Origin of the sequence: Burkholderia sp. BCC0405, from assembly GCF_902833075.1 — a bacterium.
Taxonomy (GTDB): Bacteria; Pseudomonadota; Gammaproteobacteria; order Burkholderiales; family Burkholderiaceae; genus Burkholderia.
In genome coordinates, this window is the sequence record NZ_CADFEO010000004.1 from 66,091 (window position 1) to 82,431 (window position 16,341).

General features: G+C 64.9%; 14 protein-coding genes. 1 reads left to right on the top strand and 13 read right to left on the bottom strand.

Features of this window, described 5'->3' with window-relative positions; all coding sequences use genetic code 11:
- Window positions 1-8: 8 nt before the first annotated feature.
- Genes HWX36_RS07555 through HWX36_RS07585 form a run of 7 tightly spaced genes read right to left on the bottom strand, consistent with a single transcriptional unit; the run spans window position 9 to window position 8,885 of the window.
- On the bottom strand, window positions 9-854 hold the full coding sequence (locus tag HWX36_RS07555) for a transporter substrate-binding domain-containing protein (protein ID WP_175951552.1): 846 nt from the start codon (window positions 852-854) through the stop codon (window positions 9-11).
- The gene (locus HWX36_RS07560; RefSeq protein WP_175951553.1) at window positions 832-1,614 is read right to left on the bottom strand and encodes an alpha/beta fold hydrolase; all 783 of its coding nucleotides are present in this window, start codon (window positions 1,612-1,614) and stop codon (window positions 832-834) included. The genes HWX36_RS07555 and HWX36_RS07560 overlap by 23 nt, the downstream gene beginning before the upstream one ends.
- Window positions 1,614-2,183, bottom strand: coding sequence for a gamma carbonic anhydrase family protein (locus tag HWX36_RS07565; protein WP_175951554.1), 570 nt, complete (start codon window positions 2,181-2,183; stop codon window positions 1,614-1,616). Before HWX36_RS07565 ends, HWX36_RS07560 begins: the two co-directional genes overlap by 1 nt.
- Window positions 2,180-3,337, bottom strand: a complete 1,158-nt coding sequence (locus tag HWX36_RS07570) for a MupA/Atu3671 family FMN-dependent luciferase-like monooxygenase (protein ID WP_175951555.1) — start codon at window positions 3,335-3,337, stop codon at window positions 2,180-2,182. The genes HWX36_RS07565 and HWX36_RS07570 overlap by 4 nt, the downstream gene beginning before the upstream one ends.
- Window positions 3,330-6,350 carry a type I polyketide synthase gene (locus HWX36_RS07575; protein WP_175951556.1) on the bottom strand — a complete coding sequence of 1,007 codons (3,021 nt, stop codon included), beginning with the start codon at window positions 6,348-6,350 and terminating at the stop codon, window positions 3,330-3,332. The genes HWX36_RS07570 and HWX36_RS07575 overlap by 8 nt, the downstream gene beginning before the upstream one ends.
- Before the next feature lie 3 nt (window positions 6,351-6,353).
- Complete coding sequence (locus HWX36_RS07580; protein WP_175951557.1) at window positions 6,354-8,237, bottom strand: non-ribosomal peptide synthetase; 1,884 nt, start codon at window positions 8,235-8,237, stop codon at window positions 6,354-6,356.
- Between the two features lie 15 nt (window positions 8,238-8,252).
- A complete protein-coding gene (locus HWX36_RS07585) occupies window positions 8,253-8,885 on the bottom strand; it encodes a LysE family transporter (protein WP_175951558.1) in 633 nt (210 codons plus the stop codon).
- Between the two features lie 425 nt (window positions 8,886-9,310).
- Here HWX36_RS07585 and HWX36_RS07590 point away from each other — a divergent pair, with 425 nt between their 5' ends.
- The gene (locus tag HWX36_RS07590) at window positions 9,311-9,667 is read left to right on the top strand and encodes a TolC family protein (RefSeq protein WP_175951825.1); all 357 of its coding nucleotides are present in this window, start codon (window positions 9,311-9,313) and stop codon (window positions 9,665-9,667) included.
- Window positions 9,668-9,774: 107 nt separating this feature from the next.
- Here HWX36_RS07590 and urtE read toward each other — a convergent pair whose 3' ends face one another.
- The 6 genes from urtE to HWX36_RS07620 all read right to left on the bottom strand — a co-directional run bounded on the left by urtE (window position 9,775) and on the right by HWX36_RS07620 (window position 16,331).
- Complete coding sequence (gene urtE / locus HWX36_RS07595) at window positions 9,775-10,467, bottom strand: urea ABC transporter ATP-binding subunit UrtE (RefSeq protein WP_175951559.1); 693 nt, start codon at window positions 10,465-10,467, stop codon at window positions 9,775-9,777.
- A 4-nt stretch (window positions 10,468-10,471) separates the two neighbouring features.
- The gene (gene urtD / locus HWX36_RS07600) at window positions 10,472-11,329 is read right to left on the bottom strand and encodes an urea ABC transporter ATP-binding protein UrtD (protein WP_175951560.1); all 858 of its coding nucleotides are present in this window, start codon (window positions 11,327-11,329) and stop codon (window positions 10,472-10,474) included.
- Window positions 11,326-12,513, bottom strand: coding sequence for an urea ABC transporter permease subunit UrtC (gene urtC, locus HWX36_RS07605; protein WP_175951561.1), 1,188 nt, complete (start codon window positions 12,511-12,513; stop codon window positions 11,326-11,328). Before urtC ends, urtD begins: the two co-directional genes overlap by 4 nt.
- A gap of 1 nt (window position 12,514) precedes the next feature.
- Window positions 12,515-14,134 carry an urea ABC transporter permease subunit UrtB gene (gene urtB, locus HWX36_RS07610; protein WP_175951562.1) on the bottom strand — a complete coding sequence of 540 codons (1,620 nt, stop codon included), beginning with the start codon at window positions 14,132-14,134 and terminating at the stop codon, window positions 12,515-12,517.
- A 150-nt stretch (window positions 14,135-14,284) separates the two neighbouring features.
- A complete protein-coding gene (urtA, locus tag HWX36_RS07615; RefSeq protein WP_175951563.1) occupies window positions 14,285-15,592 on the bottom strand; it encodes an urea ABC transporter substrate-binding protein in 1,308 nt (435 codons plus the stop codon).
- Window positions 15,593-16,007: 415 nt separating this feature from the next.
- On the bottom strand, window positions 16,008-16,331 hold the full coding sequence (locus HWX36_RS07620; RefSeq protein ID WP_011351193.1) for a rhodanese-like domain-containing protein: 324 nt from the start codon (window positions 16,329-16,331) through the stop codon (window positions 16,008-16,010).
- Window positions 16,332-16,341: the final 10 nt, after the last annotated feature.

Here is a 16,341-nt window from a genome sequence, read left to right on the forward strand (position 1 = left end):
GTACTTCCTCAAGGATGACTGATAGGGGTTATGCAAAGTTGTCCGGCGCCCAATTCAGGCTCCGGACGGATAAGGTGAGGGAGTTGTCGATCGAAGTCCAGGCCCAGGCTGAACCCGAGACCCGGCAGCGGACGGTCGAACCAGGGAGCGTAGCGACGGACGAAGTCGGGCGCTTCCAGTACGGCGCCGAGCGCTTGGCCCACCGCCTCATGGAACGTGCGATCTCCAGGCCGCATCATGAAACCATAGTGCTCACCGCCGAAACGTTCCTCGATGAGCGTGACGCCGCCCTGGCGAGAGCGGAGCATCAGACCGGCCAGGATGACCTCATCCGCCACGATGCCGTCGATCTGGCCGTCTTCGAGAAAGGCGTCGAAGGCTTCGCCGATGCTTGGGCGGCCAACGAAGTGCGGGGCGCATCCGGGAGCGCTTGCGTCGAGCAGCGCCCGATGGCTGGTCGAACCGGTGATGCCCGTGACTCGGATCGCGCGTGTGCCCGAGAGCGAACGTTCGCCCTTCAACGCCACGCGATGCACAGTATGAAAGATGGGGCGGCTGAAAGCGACATGGCGTTGGCGCTCTTCGGTAATCGTGGTCGAGCCGCACTCGATGTCGATCGCGCCGCTGATCAGTAGTTCGGTACGGGTCGTCGAGGTGACTTCGACGGGCTGGATGCGCAACGGCGTACCCAGACGTACGGCTAGCGCGTCGGCCACCTCGGTCGCTAGTGCGACGGAATAGCCGATCGGCCATTGTTCCTGCGTCGTGTACGAAAACGGCGGGGTATGCCGCTGGAAACCCATGCGGATCTCGCCGCGCAGGCGCAAGTATTCAAGCGTCGGGGCGGAGTGCATGTCGGCATTCCTTGTCGAGAAGTCGGCGCAACAGTGCGAGTGCGGGCGCGGGCCGCGCGCATAGTTCGAGATGCCCGCCTGGCAGCGTGTGAAGCGTGAATTGTCCGGTGATCAAGGCTTGCCAGTGCAGCATGTCCTGCGGGTGCACCAACTGGTCCGACTCCCAGCCGAGGCCGTGGACAGTCAGCGGCAGCGGTCCCGGAAGCGGGCGCTGGGATTCCCTTCGCATCCATGCGATGTCGGCGTCCAATGTTGTGCTCAGTATGGCCTGCATCTCGGGATCGTCCAGCACAGACGGCCAAGGTTCGCCGAGGCTGGCATACCACGCGGGGAGATTGCCCGGACGCCACAGACTGACCCGGGGAGGCACGTTGGGCACCTGAGCGGAAATTACCAGCCGGCAATGCCGGCCGTGGCGTTGCCAGAGGGCGGCCGCTACCCACCACGCGAGGGTACCGCCCATGCTGTGTCCAAAGAGGACAAGGTCCCGGTGCCCGGTGCGATGCAGGGCGGCCGCAATCTCGTACGAGAGCGCTGGCAAGGTGTCGTCGAGCCGTTCCGCATAGCGGTCTTCCCGGCCCTTCAACTGCACGAGGGCGAGATCTGCGTGGAGCTCGGTTTCGGCGGGCCAGCCCGAGAAGCTCGATGCACCCGCTCCCGCGTGGTGGAAGCAGACGAGGAGGCGGGGCCGTCCGCTTTCGTGTGCATTCCCACTCACGCGAAGCAGCGATCGATCCCGCCTGCTGCTATGCAGACCCATCACCGGACACCACCTGCGCGCCGAGACTCCAGCCTGATCTCGTCAGGCCGCAAGGGATGCAGATCGCGGCGATAGGCCTCGGCCAGATCCTGATATTCCCTCGCGGTGTCCCGCAGCCCTCCGATGTCACTGACGCCAAGCGTCATCAGCACGCGAGCCGGATTCCCGGAGATTAGGCTGTTGTCGGCAAACGGGGGACCGGCACCCAACTGCGAACCGGCTGTAACGAGACTGCATGAGCCCACCTTCGACCCATTCAGCAGGATCGCGCCGATGCCAATGACGGAATGCGAGCCGACGTCGCAGCCGTGCAGCATCACGCCGTGTCCGATCGTCACGTTTTCTCCAAGTGTGAGCGGATATCCAGGGTCTGCGTGGAGCATCGCGTGCTCCTGGATATTGCTGCCCGCGCCAATCAGAATGCGGGCCTTGTCGCCACGGATGGTGACCCCAGGCCAGATGCTGACACCCGGCCCTATCTCGACATCGCCGATGATGACGGCATCCTCGAAAACATAGGCATCGGGGTGAATTCGGGGGCGCAGCCCCTGAAATGCGAAGAGTTTCATTTCTGTCGATGTTCGATCAGTTGCGACAGCAGGCGCAGGCTGTCGAGCACGTGGGTCTTGTCGAGGCCGAAGTCCACGAGGCAGGCTACTTCGTCCACACCCATGCGGCAGAAAGCTTCGAGCCGCGTTTGCACTTCCCTGAGATCGCCAATCAGTGAACTCGTGTTGACGTAACGCGAGAAGACCATCTCGACGAAGTCGTCGCGATCGTCGCCCAGGCTTTGGAGCGTGCGCACCTTGTCGTTGGCGTCGGCTTGATTGGCGCTCTGATGCTGGGAAACGAACGACTTCAGGTACTCAGTCAACGCCGGGCGCACCCGCTCGATGGCGCAAGACGCATCCGTATCGACATAGGTGTGCAGCATCAGGGAAACGGTGCCCGTTTCCGGATCCCATCCGGCCGCTTTACGTGCCGCGCGGTAGATTCCGATGCGGCGCTCCAGGTCTTTGGGGCCGAAATTGATCAGCGCGCTCAGCACGTTGAAGCCGCTGCGGCCGGCGAATTCCCACGCTTCCTCTCGCTGCGACGTGGTGAGCCAGACCGGCAACTCCGGCTGCACCGGCCGTGGATAGGTCACGATCGCATGAGGCTCGCCGAAGGCGTCTGGGCGCTCGATGGGCTGACCTCGCCACGCCGCGCGCACCTGCTCAAGATAATCATTGACGATATCGAATTTGTTCTGGAAGTTTTCTGGTTTGAGCACGAAATCCCTCACGTGCCAGCCGGGTGCGATGGCGATGTCGACTCGGCCGTTCGACAACTGATCGACGACAGCCCACTCCTCCGCCACGCGCAGTGGGTCATGCAGCGGCAGGTTGATGCTGCCGGCGCGCAGGCGTACGCGCTGCGTTACGGTGGCCAGTGCCGCCGCGAGCAGCGCGGGATTCGGATAGGCCCCGCCGACCTCGGTGAAGTGCCGCTCCGGTGTCCAGATCGCGTGAAAGCCCGCTTCGTCCACGTACCGGGCGACATCTAGCAGTAGCTCGTAAGGCCCTAGCCCGGAGATGAGTCCGGAAAAGAAAATGACGCCGAGGTCGGGCAGGGCGGCGCACGAAGGGGCCGCCCTGCCCCCGACCTGGGCGGCTCCGAGGCGCTGGAGCCTGGCGGTCAGCCGCGCCAACTGGTCGCAGGACAGCGCGGTGGACTCAGACACTGGCAGACTCCTGAAGCAGTTGACGGGCGATCTCACGTGAGATCGCGGCGATTGAGCTGTGCTCATAGAAGCTTCGCAACGGAATTTCCACCCCGAAAGTTTCCCGCAGTCGATTGACCAGTTGGATGGCCAGCAGGGAATTGCCGCCAAGTTCGAAGAAGCTGAGTTCGGTGCTGAGTTCCGTGCCACCGAGGAATGTTTTATAGATGCCGGCGACGGGGCCTTCCACGGGATTTGACTGGTCGGCATCGACTGTCTGATTCGCTGGCCGTACACCGTTCGCATCGGCGCCATCCGTTGCTGCGGAAGTTTCCCCGGAAAGCTCGGCGCAAGACGGACGGACCGGCTCCGGTTCGATCGACCTACCTTGGCGGCGCGGCTGGAAACCGATCACTGGCTGCACCCAGTGGGTGTCCCGTGCGAAGGGATACACGGGCAGCGAGATCTTCCGCCGACTGTCCGCATGCGGCTCGATGTCAATGTCTGGCGACCGGGTCCAGCCTAGCGCGACCGCCTCCAGGAAATGCGCGTATTCATCGTCGATGCTGGCCATCGCTGGCACGATCACCGCTTCGCGGGCAGCGCTCTCTCGCAGGTTGCCGCGAAGCAGATTGCCCATCGCATGGCCGTGTCCGATCTCGATGAAATGACGCACCCCAAGACCGACCAGCGTGTCCACCGATGCAGCGAACTGAACCGTGCGGACCAGATGGTCGGACCAATACACAGGGTTGCGGTACTCGTACTCGGTAAGCAGTCGGCCCGTGATGTTGGAGACGATGGGCGTGCGCGCAATGCCGAAGTTCACCTCGCGTAGATGGTCGAGGAATGTGCGAGCAGCAAGCGACATCATGGGCGAGTGAAAGGCATGCGAGGTTTTGAGCCGCTGATGTGCGAGACCGCGTGCTCGCGCCAGCGCCTCGGCTTCCTCGATGATCGCGAGCGACCCCGACAGCACATATTGCCGCGGCGAATTGTGTGCTGCGAGTGCGAGCCGCCCAGCATCGAGCATCAACCGGAACGGCTCCAGATGTTCTACGCTGAGCATCGCTCCAGGTTCGCAGGCCGCCATGACGCGTGCCCGCGCTGCTACAAGGGCGCCAGCCGCCTCCAGATCGAAGACGCCGCTGATCGAGGCCGCCACCACTTCGCCGAGACTGTGTCCCATGAGGTAGTCAGGCCGGAGGCCGCTATTGATCAAGGCTTGCGCGAGTGCGTACTCGACAGCAAAGATCAGCGGCTGGGCGACTTCTGTCGGAAGCAGCTCAGCCTCGGATGTGGCCTGCCACAGGCAGGCGTGCAGGCGGGTTTCGCCAGCTGGATCCAGCGCATGGACCGCGTGCTCCAGATGTTCTTGGTACGCGGGCCATTCCGCAGCCAGGGCGCGGCCCATGCCCAGCCGCTGCGTACCCTGTCCGCCAAACACGAAGGCCAGTAGCGGCGGCCGGGCGTGACGACTGCGCAGGAAGTCGCGTGAGCGCAGCCGCGTGGCCGCCTCCGAGGCGTGCCGTGCGACCACGGCGCCGCGCACTGGCAAAAGCGTGCGGGCCACCCGGGACGTGTAGGCTGCATCGGCAATCGAGGTTTCGAGCGCCGCCTCGAACTGGTCGGCAAGCAGCCCGGCCAGCCGCTCAAGGGCCTCGTCGGATCGGGCCGAGAACGTGAACAACTGCGCACGGCTGGCGCTGGCTGGTGCAGCCCGCGGCATTGGGGGCGCACTGCGCAGCACGAGGTGGCAGTTGGTCCCTCCCATGCCGAAGGCACTCACGGCCGCGTAGCGGGTCCGGCTCATGTCCAGTTGAAGCTGGCGGTCTGCGACGAAGAAGCGCGACCCATCCAGTTCCAGTTGCGGATTCACGCGCTGCAGATGCAGGGTACTGGGTACGATACCGTTCCTGAGCACGAGGGCGGTCTTGATGAGGCCGATGATTCCCGCAGCGATGTTGAAATGGCCAAAATGACCCTTCAGCGAGCCGATTGCGCAAGGCGTGCCCTCGGGACCGTAAGCCTGACGGATGGCCTCGATCTCGATGGGGTCGCCGAGCACGGTTCCGGTGCCATGCGCCTCGATGAACTGCATCTCGCCAGGCGATATGCCCGACACTGCCAGTGCATCGGCGAGCACGTCGATCTGGCCGCCCACGCTGGGCGCAGTGAATCCCACCTTCTTCGACCCGTCGTTGTTGATCGCCGACCCGGCGATCACGGCTACGATGTCGTCGCCGTCCTCAACGGCGTCGCGTAGCCGCTTCAACAAAACGAGGCCAAGACCATTGGTAAAGATGGTGCCGCGCGCGTCGGCGTCGAATGGACGGCACAAGCCATCGGGTGATAGCACGCCGTCGGTCTGGTACTTGTAGCCGGCATGTTGGGGCAGGCGGATGTAGACTGACCCCGCAATCGCCTGATCGCATTCGCCTAGTAAGAGACTCTGCACCGCGCTATGGACTGCGACCAGGCCGGTCGAGCAGGACGTCTGGACGTTAACGCTCGGGCCTTGCAGATTCAGCTTGTACGATATCCGGTTCGCCAGAAAATCCTTGTCGTTGCCATGGCGGACCAGCATTTCGCCTAGCGCATCGACCAACTCGACTTGCTCCAGCACGCCGAATAAGTATGAGCTGAAGCCCGAACCCGCAAAGACGCCAATGCGCTGCCCGACACGGGCGGGATCGACGTTACCACGGTTGAGCAGGGTTACGGCGGCTTCCAGCATCATCCGCTGCTGCACGTCGAGTACGTCGGCCTCGCGAGCGCTCATATCGAAATAGGCGGCATCAAACTTGTCGACATCCTCCAGAATGGCGGCGCGCTTGACGTAGTCGGGATGCGATCGCAGCTCCGGCAATACACCGGCGTCAGCGAGCTGGTCGTCGCTCAGATCCTGAATCGTGCAGCGGTTTTCCAGCAGGAGTTCCCAGAGCTTGTCGACGTTGTCGGCACCGGGAATACGGCATTCCATCGCGACAATGGCGATGTCGTTTTCGTGATTTTCGCAGTCAGTGAATGTCATAATTCAAGCCTGAGCGTCTGGGTTATGACGCTCGCTCCGTTGCAATTCCAATTGTCGGGTGCGGCGATGGCGCGCACTCAGGGTGTGAGAACGCACGGTGTGCGGCGTCGCATGCGCTCGCGGCGTTGCGGCGGTGCCGGGATCCGCGTCGTTAGCCAGCATGGCGGCTTGCGAGGCGAGCGTAGCGTGCTCGAAGAGCCGCACGATCGGAAGCCGGATCTGGAACGTCTCTTCGATGCGGGCGTGCAGTTCCACGATCGTCAACGACGTGCCGCCCGACTCGAAGAAGTTGCGATGCTGATCGACCAAGTCCGCTCGCAGTACCTCTCTCCATAGCGACTCGAGCCGTTCCGTGGCAGTTGTGCCGGTTGAGCGAAGCAGCGATGGCACGGGCGACGGCGGTGGACTCGCCGCCGCCAGACGAGACAACTCTGTCCGGTTGAGCTTGCCATTGGGCAATCGGGGCAATGCGGGGAGTGTCAGGATGCGCGACGGCACCATCGCGGCTGGCAGGAGTTCGCGAAGATGAGTCATCAGGCGAGCGGCGACCTCCTGCGCAGCCTCGAGGACGGCCGCGATTCCGCGCTGGTAGCCCGCCCCCGTCGTGCAGACAAAGACGTCCCGAACGCCTGGAAACGAGACGATCGCGGACTTCACTTCCAGCAGTTCGACGCGCACGCCATTGATTTTGACCTGGTCATCGAGACGGCCGCGGATTTCGATCTCGCCATCCGCCTTGCGCAGGCCGAGATCACCGGTGCGATAGACGCTGCGGGCAGGTCCGCCGGAAGGCCGAAAATCCACAAACGGCGCGAGCAGGCCTGCTTCATGCACGTAGCCGTGCGAACGCCAGGGTGTCTCAATGCAGATTTCGCCCACGACTCCCTCAGCGCAGGGACGTAATTGTTCGTCGAGAATATGCGTTGCCGATCCGGGAATCGGATGGCCAACAGGCTGAACGCCATCGAGTGGTTGCGAAGGCACGCGCTTGAAATGCTTCGCGAGCGTGGTTTCGGTCGGACCGTACAGGTTGACGACTTCGCACGCTGGAAAGCGCGTGTGCCATCGCCGCACGAGCACGCCTTCCAGCGGCTCGCCAGCGAAGAAGGCCAGCCGCATCGAGGCGATTGCTGGACGCGCGGGCGCGCTGTTGATCCAGTGGTTGGCGACCGAGGGCACGACGTGTACGGCAGTGATGACATGCGCTTCAAGAAAATCGAAGAGGTCGCGCGCGCCTAGGTGGCGATCACCGGGAATGCACAAGGTTGCACCATTGACAAGTGGCGTGAAGGCGTCCCGCAACCAGACGTCGAATGACATATTGGTCAGATGTGCGAAGCGATCATCCGGTCCAATGCAGAACTCATGGCCCTGCCACTGCACGAAGTGAGACAGACCCTGGTGGCTGCCGAGGATAGCCTTGGGGCGCCCAGTTGATCCCGAGGTGAACGCGATGTAGGCGTGGTCGGTGTCGATGGCCGCGAAGCGGGCCGGTGACGCTTGGGCCAGTTCGAATTGCGTCGCCGCGCCGCAGCGTATCGTCACGGTGGGCGGGACGCTGCCGACCATCAGGTGTTGGCGCTCCTCCGGCAGCTCGTCGTCGATATTCATCAGGACGCAGCCGTGCGAGCAAACGGCCAAAGCCGCCACGATGGTTTCGACGCTACGATGGCCCACGACGGCGACGACGCTGCCGGGCGCGACGGCCTGCGCCAAGCGAGATCGCATCGCGTCAATCCGTTGCGCCAGCACGTCGTAACGGACGGCCTGCCCGGGCTCCTCGATGGCGACCCGACCGGCGTATCGTTCGCAGCTCTGGCGCACCAGTTCGTGCACTGCATGCAACACGGATGGTTCATGCACATGCGGATCGGGATGATGGTTCATGGAAAGGCTCATAGCTCAGTCGACCACGCGCTGGAATGTCGCCAGCACGACGGCTGCCAGCATGAACAGCGAACCAAAGGTCTTGTTCAGCATCGAGACGTGCCGCTCGGTTTTTAGGTAGATGAGTGCCTTCGAGGCAAGCCCCGTATAGCCAGCCATTACCACCAGGTCGGTGAAGGCGAAGGTGAGCGCGATAGCGAGGTACTGAGATGTCAGCGGGGCGTTCGAGTCGATGAACTGCGGAATGACTGCCAGCATGAATAGGTAACACTTCGGGTTCACCGAGTTCAGTGCAATGCCTTTTCCAACGAGCTCGAGGACGCCGATCTTCGGCGCGTCCGAGCGCGAAACATGGATCGGCGAGCCCTTGGTTCGCCACTGACCGAATCCAAGGTAAAAGAGGTAAGCCACGCCAGCCCACTTGATGATATTGAACGTTATGGGCGAAGCCTGAATCATCGCGCCAAGCCCCACCACAACCGCGAAAAATACCGCCCAGAGGCCGAGCACCAGTCCAACGACGCCCAAATACCCACGCTTGAATCCATAGTTCAGCCCGTTGGTCATGGAAAATACGGAACCCGAACCAGGCGATAGCGAGAAGATCCAGGAGGCGAGAAAGCAGGTAATCCAGGTGTCGATTTTCATGGCGGCAGTTTTCTAAAAATAGGTGAAGCGATTGGGCCGTCGAACGCGATATAGCCTGCCGGACCGCCAGGATGGAGTCCGGGGCGTTTCAACGTTTCTGGAGGCAGTGTTTTACTGAGTTCGGCTTCTGTCCGGGCCGTGAGGGGCGGTTTGCGGACGTATCCGCGTAATCCGGTAGCTCAGGCAACAATCCTATCAATGCGGTGACGCGGCAAAGCGAGAGTCAAACACTTTAGTTGGCGGTGAATTTTTCTATACATGCCACGTCGGTGCGCGGCGCCATGCAGCCCGGCAAGCTTATGGCGTCGAACGGTCGCAAGATGGCCGTGCCGGTCTCGCCAAGTTGCACGAAAACTCTGGTCAGCTAGGTGCATCAGGCCGCCGCATCGCTGTCTTGCCGGCAGGGCAGCAGCGCAAGCGGAGAGATGACGGCAACGGTGATTTCGATCGAGAGGCAGCGCGAATTGAGGAATCGGCAGCGTAGGGTACGAGACGTATGGAACGCCTACCCGACGCTTCGTAGCTCGATGCACAATCTTGAGCATAACGAAACGCTGTTATCGATAGCCCGGCGTTCGCACGATGCTGCGGAGCATCGATATTGGATCGGCGGTGGGAGCATTATCGAGTTGCTGAATGCCCAGTTGACACTTGCAGGAGCGAAGCGGCAGAGGATCCACGCACTGGCAGATTGGCGATCGGCGCGGCTTCAGTTGGCGGCGAAGCTGGGCAAGATCGGAATGTGGCGCTTGGGCAGCAGCGATGCTGCAGCAGCAATTTGATCAAGTCTCGTCAAAGTAGATCGCTGCCGATAAGTCGGCAGATATCCCTATCGGCAAGGGGGCCGTCGGGAGCGCGCCGTCGGCGTGCTTTCCGCGCTCCCCGGACGCTACACCGCGATCAGTTCGCGCACGCCGTGCGTTTCCATATCGCGTGCGTCGCCGCCCGCGACGATCTCGCCGCGGCTCATCACCCAGTAGCGGTCCGCGATCGAGCGCGCGAAATCGTAATACTGCTCGACGAGCAGCACCGTCAGGTTCGATTCGTCGACGAGCTGGCGCAGCGTGCGGCCGATGTCCTGGATGATCGACGGCTGGATGCCTTCGGTCGGCTCGTCGAGGATCAGCAACTGCGGCTCGCTCATCAGCGCACGGCCGATCGCGAGCTGCTGCTGCTGGCCGCCCGACAGGTCGCCGCCGCGCCGCGCGCGCATGTCCTTGAGCACCGGGAACAGGTCGTAGATGCGGTCGGGCACCTTCGACGGCGCCTTGCGGCTCGCCGCGCCGACGAGCAGGTTTTCCTCGACGGTCAGCCGCGGAAAGATGTCGCGGCCCTGCGGCACGTACGCGAGCCCGGCCGCGACGCGCGCATACGGCGGCAGCGCGCCGAGCGCCGTGCCGCGCCACGACACGCTGCCGCTCTTCGCGGCGACGACGCCCATCACGCAGCGCAGCAGCGTGCTCTTGCCGACGCCGTTGCGGCCGAGCAGCACGGTGAGCTTGCCGTCGTCGGCGGCGAGGTTCACGTTGCGCAGGATATGGCTGCCGCCGTAGTACTGGTTCAGTGCTTCGATCTTCAGCATCGCATCATCGTCCGAGATAAGACTCGATCACCGCGTCGTCGCGCTTGACCTGGTCGAGCGTGCCCTGCGCGAGCACCGCGCCTTCGGCCATCACCGTCACGCGACCGGTGTCGCCCGCGAGCGCCGCGACGAATTCCATGTCGTGCTCGACGACCATCATCGAGCAGGTGCCGCGCAGCGTGTTCAGCAGCTCGGCGAGCTCCATCGTCTCGTGGTCGGTCATCCCGGCCGCCGGCTCGTCGAGCAGCAGCAGCGCGGGGCGCTGCATCAGCAGCATGCCGATTTCGAGCCGCTGCTTCTGCCCGTGCGACAGTTCGCCGGCCGCGCGGAATGCGTGGCTCTCGAGGCCGATCAGTGCGAGCGTCTCCTCGATCTTCGCCTGCGCGGATCGGTCGAGCCGCGCGCGCAGCGACGCGAGCCAGCCCTTGTCGGTCTGCATCGCGAGCTCGAGGTTCTCCCACACCGGATGCTGTTCGAACACGGTCGGCTTCTGGAACTTGCGGCCGATGCCCGCGCGCGCGATCTCGGGCTCGTTCATCCGCGCGAGGTCGAGCGTCTGGCCGAGAAACACCTTGCCCGCGTCGGGGCGCGTCTTGCCGGTGATCACGTCCATCATCGTCGTCTTGCCGGCGCCGTTCGGGCCGATCACGCAGCGCAGCTCGCCCGCGTCGATCGCGAGCGACAGCTTCTTCAGCGCACGGAAGCCGTCGAAGCTCACCTCGATATCCTCGAGGTAGAGGATCGTGCCGTGCGACGTGTCGATGCCGGGCGGCACCACGCGCCCCATCGATGCGGTGCCGCTGACGGCCAGCAGTTCGTCCTCGGGCGGCGGCGTGAATTGGTAGAGGGCCGTTCCGTTCATGCGCGTTTCCCCTTCGCGAGCACGGTTTCGACGAGGCCCATGATCCCGCGCGGCAGCAGCAGCGGCACGAGCACGAAGATCAGGCCGAGGAAGAACAGCCAGTATTCGGCGAAGTACGCGGTAAACAGGCTCTTCGCGCCGTTCACCGCGAACGCGCCGACGATCGGACCGATCAGCGTGCCGCGCCCGCCCACTGCGACCCAGATCGCCATCTCGATCGAGTTGCCCGGCGACATCTCGCCGGGGTTGATGATGCCGACCTGCGGCACATACAGCGCGCCCGCGATGCCGCACAGCACGGCCGACACGGTCCACACGAACAGCTTGTACGCGAGCGGGCTGTAGCCGAGGAACATCAGCCGCGTCTCGCCGTCGCGCACCGCGGTGACGACGCGCCCGAGCTTGCTCGTGACGATCGCACGCGCGGCGATGAACGCGAGCACCAGCGTCGCGAACGTCAGCAGCAACAGCACCGTGCGCGTGCCGGGCGACGTGATCGCAAAACCCGCGATGCGCTTGAAGTCGGTGAAGCCGTTGTTGCCGCCGAAGCCCGTCTCGTTGCGATAGAACAGCAGCATCGCGGCGAACGTCATGGCCTGCGTGATGATCGACAGGTACACGCCCTTCACGCGCGAGCGGAACGTGAAGAAGCCGAACACCCAGGCGAGCACGGCCGGCACGAGCACGACCAGCAGCAGCGCCCACGCGAGATGCTGCGTGCCGCTCCAGTACCACGGCAACTGGTGCCAGTCGAGGAACACCATGAAGTCGGGCAGGTCGCTGCCGTACTTGCCGTCGCGGCCGATCTCGCGCATCAGGTACATGCCGATCGCATAGCCGCCGAGCGCGAAGAAGAGGCCATGGCCGAGGCTCAGGATCCCGCAGTAGCCCCACACGAGATCGAGCGCGAGCGCGGCGATCGCGTAGCACATCAGCTTGCCGGTGAGCGTCATCGCGTACGCGGACAGATGGAACGCGCTCGACTCCGGCGCGACGAGCGCGGCGAGCGGCACGCCGATGCCGATTGCGACACACAGCGCGATCAGCGCGAGCCACGCGCGCCGCGACAGCAGCGCGGGGCGGGGCGGCAAGCCGAGCGCGAAACCGTCGGCCGCGCGTGCGGCGGCAGCCGGCTGCGACGCATCAGCGGCCGGGTTCGACAACGAGTGGGTGAATGAAGTCACGTCAAGCCTCCGCGCTGCGGCCCTTCAGGGCGAACATGCCCTGAGGACGTTTCTGGATGAACAGCACGATCATCACGAGCACCGCGATCTTCGCGAGCACGGCGCCCCAGAACGGCTCGATCGCCTTGCTCGCGAGGCCGAGCCCGAAGCCGCCGAGCACGGTGCCGGCGATCTGGCCGACACCGCCGAGCACGACCGCCATGAACGAATCGATGATGTAGTTCTGGCCGAGGTCGGGGCCCACGTTGCCGATCTGCGACAGCGCGCAGCCGCCGAGGCCCGCGATGCCCGCGCCGAATGCGAACGCGTACATGTCGACGCGCGCGGTCTTCACGCCGACGCACGCGGCCATCCGGCGGTTCTGCGTGACGGCACGCACGAACAGGCCGAGCCGCGTCTTCGTCAGCACGGCCCACGCGACGAACACCACCGCGAGTGCGAACGCGAGGATCGCGAGCCGGTTGTACGGCAGGATCAGGTTCTGCATCACGGTCACGCCGCCGCTCATCCACGACGGGTTCACGACCTGCACGTTCTGCGCGCCGAACAGCATCCGCGTCGCCTGGATCAGGATCAGGCTCACGCCGAAGGTTGCGAGCAGCGTCTCGAGCGGGCGGCCGTACAGATGGCGCAGCACGAGCCGCTCGAGCACGATGCCGACAAGCGCGGCCGCCGCGAACGACGCGGGCACCGCGACGAGCGGATACCAGTCGAACGCGCCGGGCGCGTAGCGCTGGATCAGCGTCTGCACGACATAGGTTGCGTACGCACCGATCATCAGGAATTCGCCGTGCGCCATGTTGATCACGCCGATCAGCCCGTACGTGATCGCGAGGCCGAGCGCGGCGAGCAGCAGCACGCTGCCGAGCGACAGGCCGGCGAACAGGGTGCCGACGATCTCGCCGCGGCGCTGCAGCGTGTGCAGTGCATCGAGCCCTTGCTGCGCGGCGTCGCGCACGCGCGCGTCGGGCTCCGCATAGCTGCCGTCCGCGTTCTTCGCGACGAGCGGGCGGAGTTGTTCGATCATGTCGAGGTCGCGGCGCGCGGCCACCACCTGCACGGCTTCGAGGCGCTTCGCCGGATCGGCGTCGTGCAGCGCGGCGATCGCCCACAGTGCGTCGAGGCGGCGCTTCAGCGCGGGATCGGTTTCCTTTGCGCGCGCGCGGTCGATCATCGGCTTGAGCGCCGGGTCGGGCGACTTCAGCAGCGCGTCGATCGCGTCGCGCCGCGCGGCGACGTCGGGCGATGCGAGCGCGAGGCCCGACAGTGCGCCCGCGATCTTCGTGCGCAGCAGGTTGTTCAGCATCACCGGCTGCGCGTCTCCGGCCGGCGTCGCGGCCTGCGTGAGCGCATCGTGCGCGGTGTCGCCGGCCTGGATCAGCAGGCGGCCGTCGCCGGTCGCAAGCGCGTCGCCGGTCGACAGCGCGTTGAGCAGCGCGACGGCGCGCGGATCGGAGTCGGCGGCGAGCCGTTCGATCGCGGCCGTCTTCGCGTCGAAGTCGTCGCCGGCGAGCGCGGCGGTATCGGTGGCCGTCAGCGCGAACGCGGCGCGTGGCAGCCCGCCCGCGAGGGCGGCGCACGCGACGATCGCGACGGCGGCTCGGCGAAAGCGTGTAGGCATCGGGAAATCCTGTCGGGCGTGGGGAAGCGAATGCAGGCGGCGATGCGCGAGCGCGTGCGGTTCGTCACGGCAAGCGCGACCGGCGCATCGGTATCGGCATCGGTGTGCGAGCGGCGCGTCGCGCGTGAGGCGCGACGCGCCCACCCCGCATCAGGCCAGCGCCGCGCGCTGCCGGCGCAGGAACGCCGGGATCGAGCTGACGACGTCCGGCTTGCCCTGGTTGCCCGCGATGTACGGGCTCCACGGCTGCGCACGCACCGCGGTCTTGGTCTTCCACACGACGTTGAACTGCCCGTCGCCACGGATCTCGCCGATCATCACCGGCTTGTGCAGGTGATGATTGCCGTCCATCGTGAGCGTGAAGCCCGACGGCGCGGCGACGGTCTGGCCGATCATCGCGACGCGCACCTTGTCGACGTCGGTGCTCTTCGCCTTCTCGACGGCCTGCTTCCACATGTGGATACCGACGTAGGTCGCTTCCATCGGGTCGTTGGTCACGCGCTTCGCGCCGCCCGGCAGGTTGTTCGCCTTCACCCACGCGGCGAACTGGTCCTTGAACTTCGTGTTGGTCGGGTTCTTCACCGACATGAAGTAATTCCACGCGGCGAGGTGGCCGACGAGCGGCTTCGTGTCGATCCCGCGCAGCTCTTCCTCGCCGACCGAGAACGCGACGACCGGCACGTCGGTCGCCTTGATCCCCTGGTTGCCGAGCTCCTTGTAGAACGGCACGTTCGAGTCGCCGTTGATCGTCGAGATCACGGTCGTCTTGCCGCCTTGCGAGAAGGTCTTGATGTTCGCGACGATGGTCTGGTAGTCGCTGTGGCCGAACGGCGTGTAGACCTCCTGGATATCGGCGTCCTTCACGCCCTTCGATTTCAGGAACGCGCGCAGGATCTTGTTGGTCGTGCGCGGATACACGTAGTCGGTGCCGAGCAGGAAGAACCGCTTCGCGCCGCCGCCTTCCGCGCTCATCAGGTACTCGACGGCCGGGATCGCCTGCTGGTTGGGCGCCGCGCCCGTGTAGAACACGTTGCGCGACATTTCCTCGCCTTCGTACTGCACCGGGTAGTAGAGGAGGCCGTTCAGTTCCTCGAACACCGGCAGCACCGACTTGCGCGACACCGACGTCCAGCAGCCGAACACGCACGCGACCTTGTCCTGCGTGAGCAACTGGCGCGCCTTCTCCGCGAACAGCGGCCAGTTCGACGCGGGATCGACCACCACCGGCTCGAGCTTGCGGCCCATCACGCCGCCGTTCTTGTTGATGTCGGCGATCGTCATCAGCGCGGTGTCCTTCAGCGACGTCTCCGAGATCGCCATCGTGCCCGACAGCGAATGCAGGATGCCGACCTTGATCGGGCCGGTGCCCGCATCGGCCGCGTGTACGAACGGGCTCTTGCCCGCGAGCGCGAGTGCGCCGGCCATCGAACCGAACTTCAACAGACTGCGACGTTTCATCGGGTTCCCCTTGACGTGTTGGATATGCGTGCGCCGCGAAGGCGTCGGCCAAGGAGTAACGCAAGGCATGTGCCAGTCGTGCGGATGCACGTCCGGCGTGCCTGCGCGGGGTGGTGCGTGGCGTCGGGACGGTGCGCATGACGCGTCGTGCAGCATGCCCGGTCCGTCGCGGTGCAGGTTCACGGGCGTAAATGGTGCACGGTCTGGGTTCCCCGTTCCGGTGCCTGCACCTGCACATGGTGCGGGAACGGCCGTGCGCCATGACTTCGCGCCACGATCGACGACGCCGAGGCAAACCGGAGCGGGAAAGAGAAACGGGCGCGCCATGCGCGCCCGTTCGGCGGATCAGTGTGACCGGCGGCAGGGGGCCGGCCGGTGCGGCGGCGCGTGATGCGCCGCCGGCAGGATCAGTAACTCAGTAACGCGGCACGGACGGATCGACGTCGCGCGACCACGCGTCGATCCCGCCTTGCAGGTTGTACAGCTTCGTGAAGCCGCGCGATTCGAGGAACATGGCGACCTGCGCGCTGCGCATCCCGTGATGGCACACGCAGACGATTTCCGCTTCATCGTCGAGCTCTTCGCTGCGCGCGGGAATCTGCTGCATCGGGATCGACACGCTGCCGGCGATGTGCGCGGTCGCGATTTCCCACGGTTCGCGCACGTCGAGCACGACCGGCGCGGGGCGCGCCTTGTCGCCGAGCCATTCCGCGAGCATCGCGGCCGTCAGGATCTGCATGGTGGCTCCG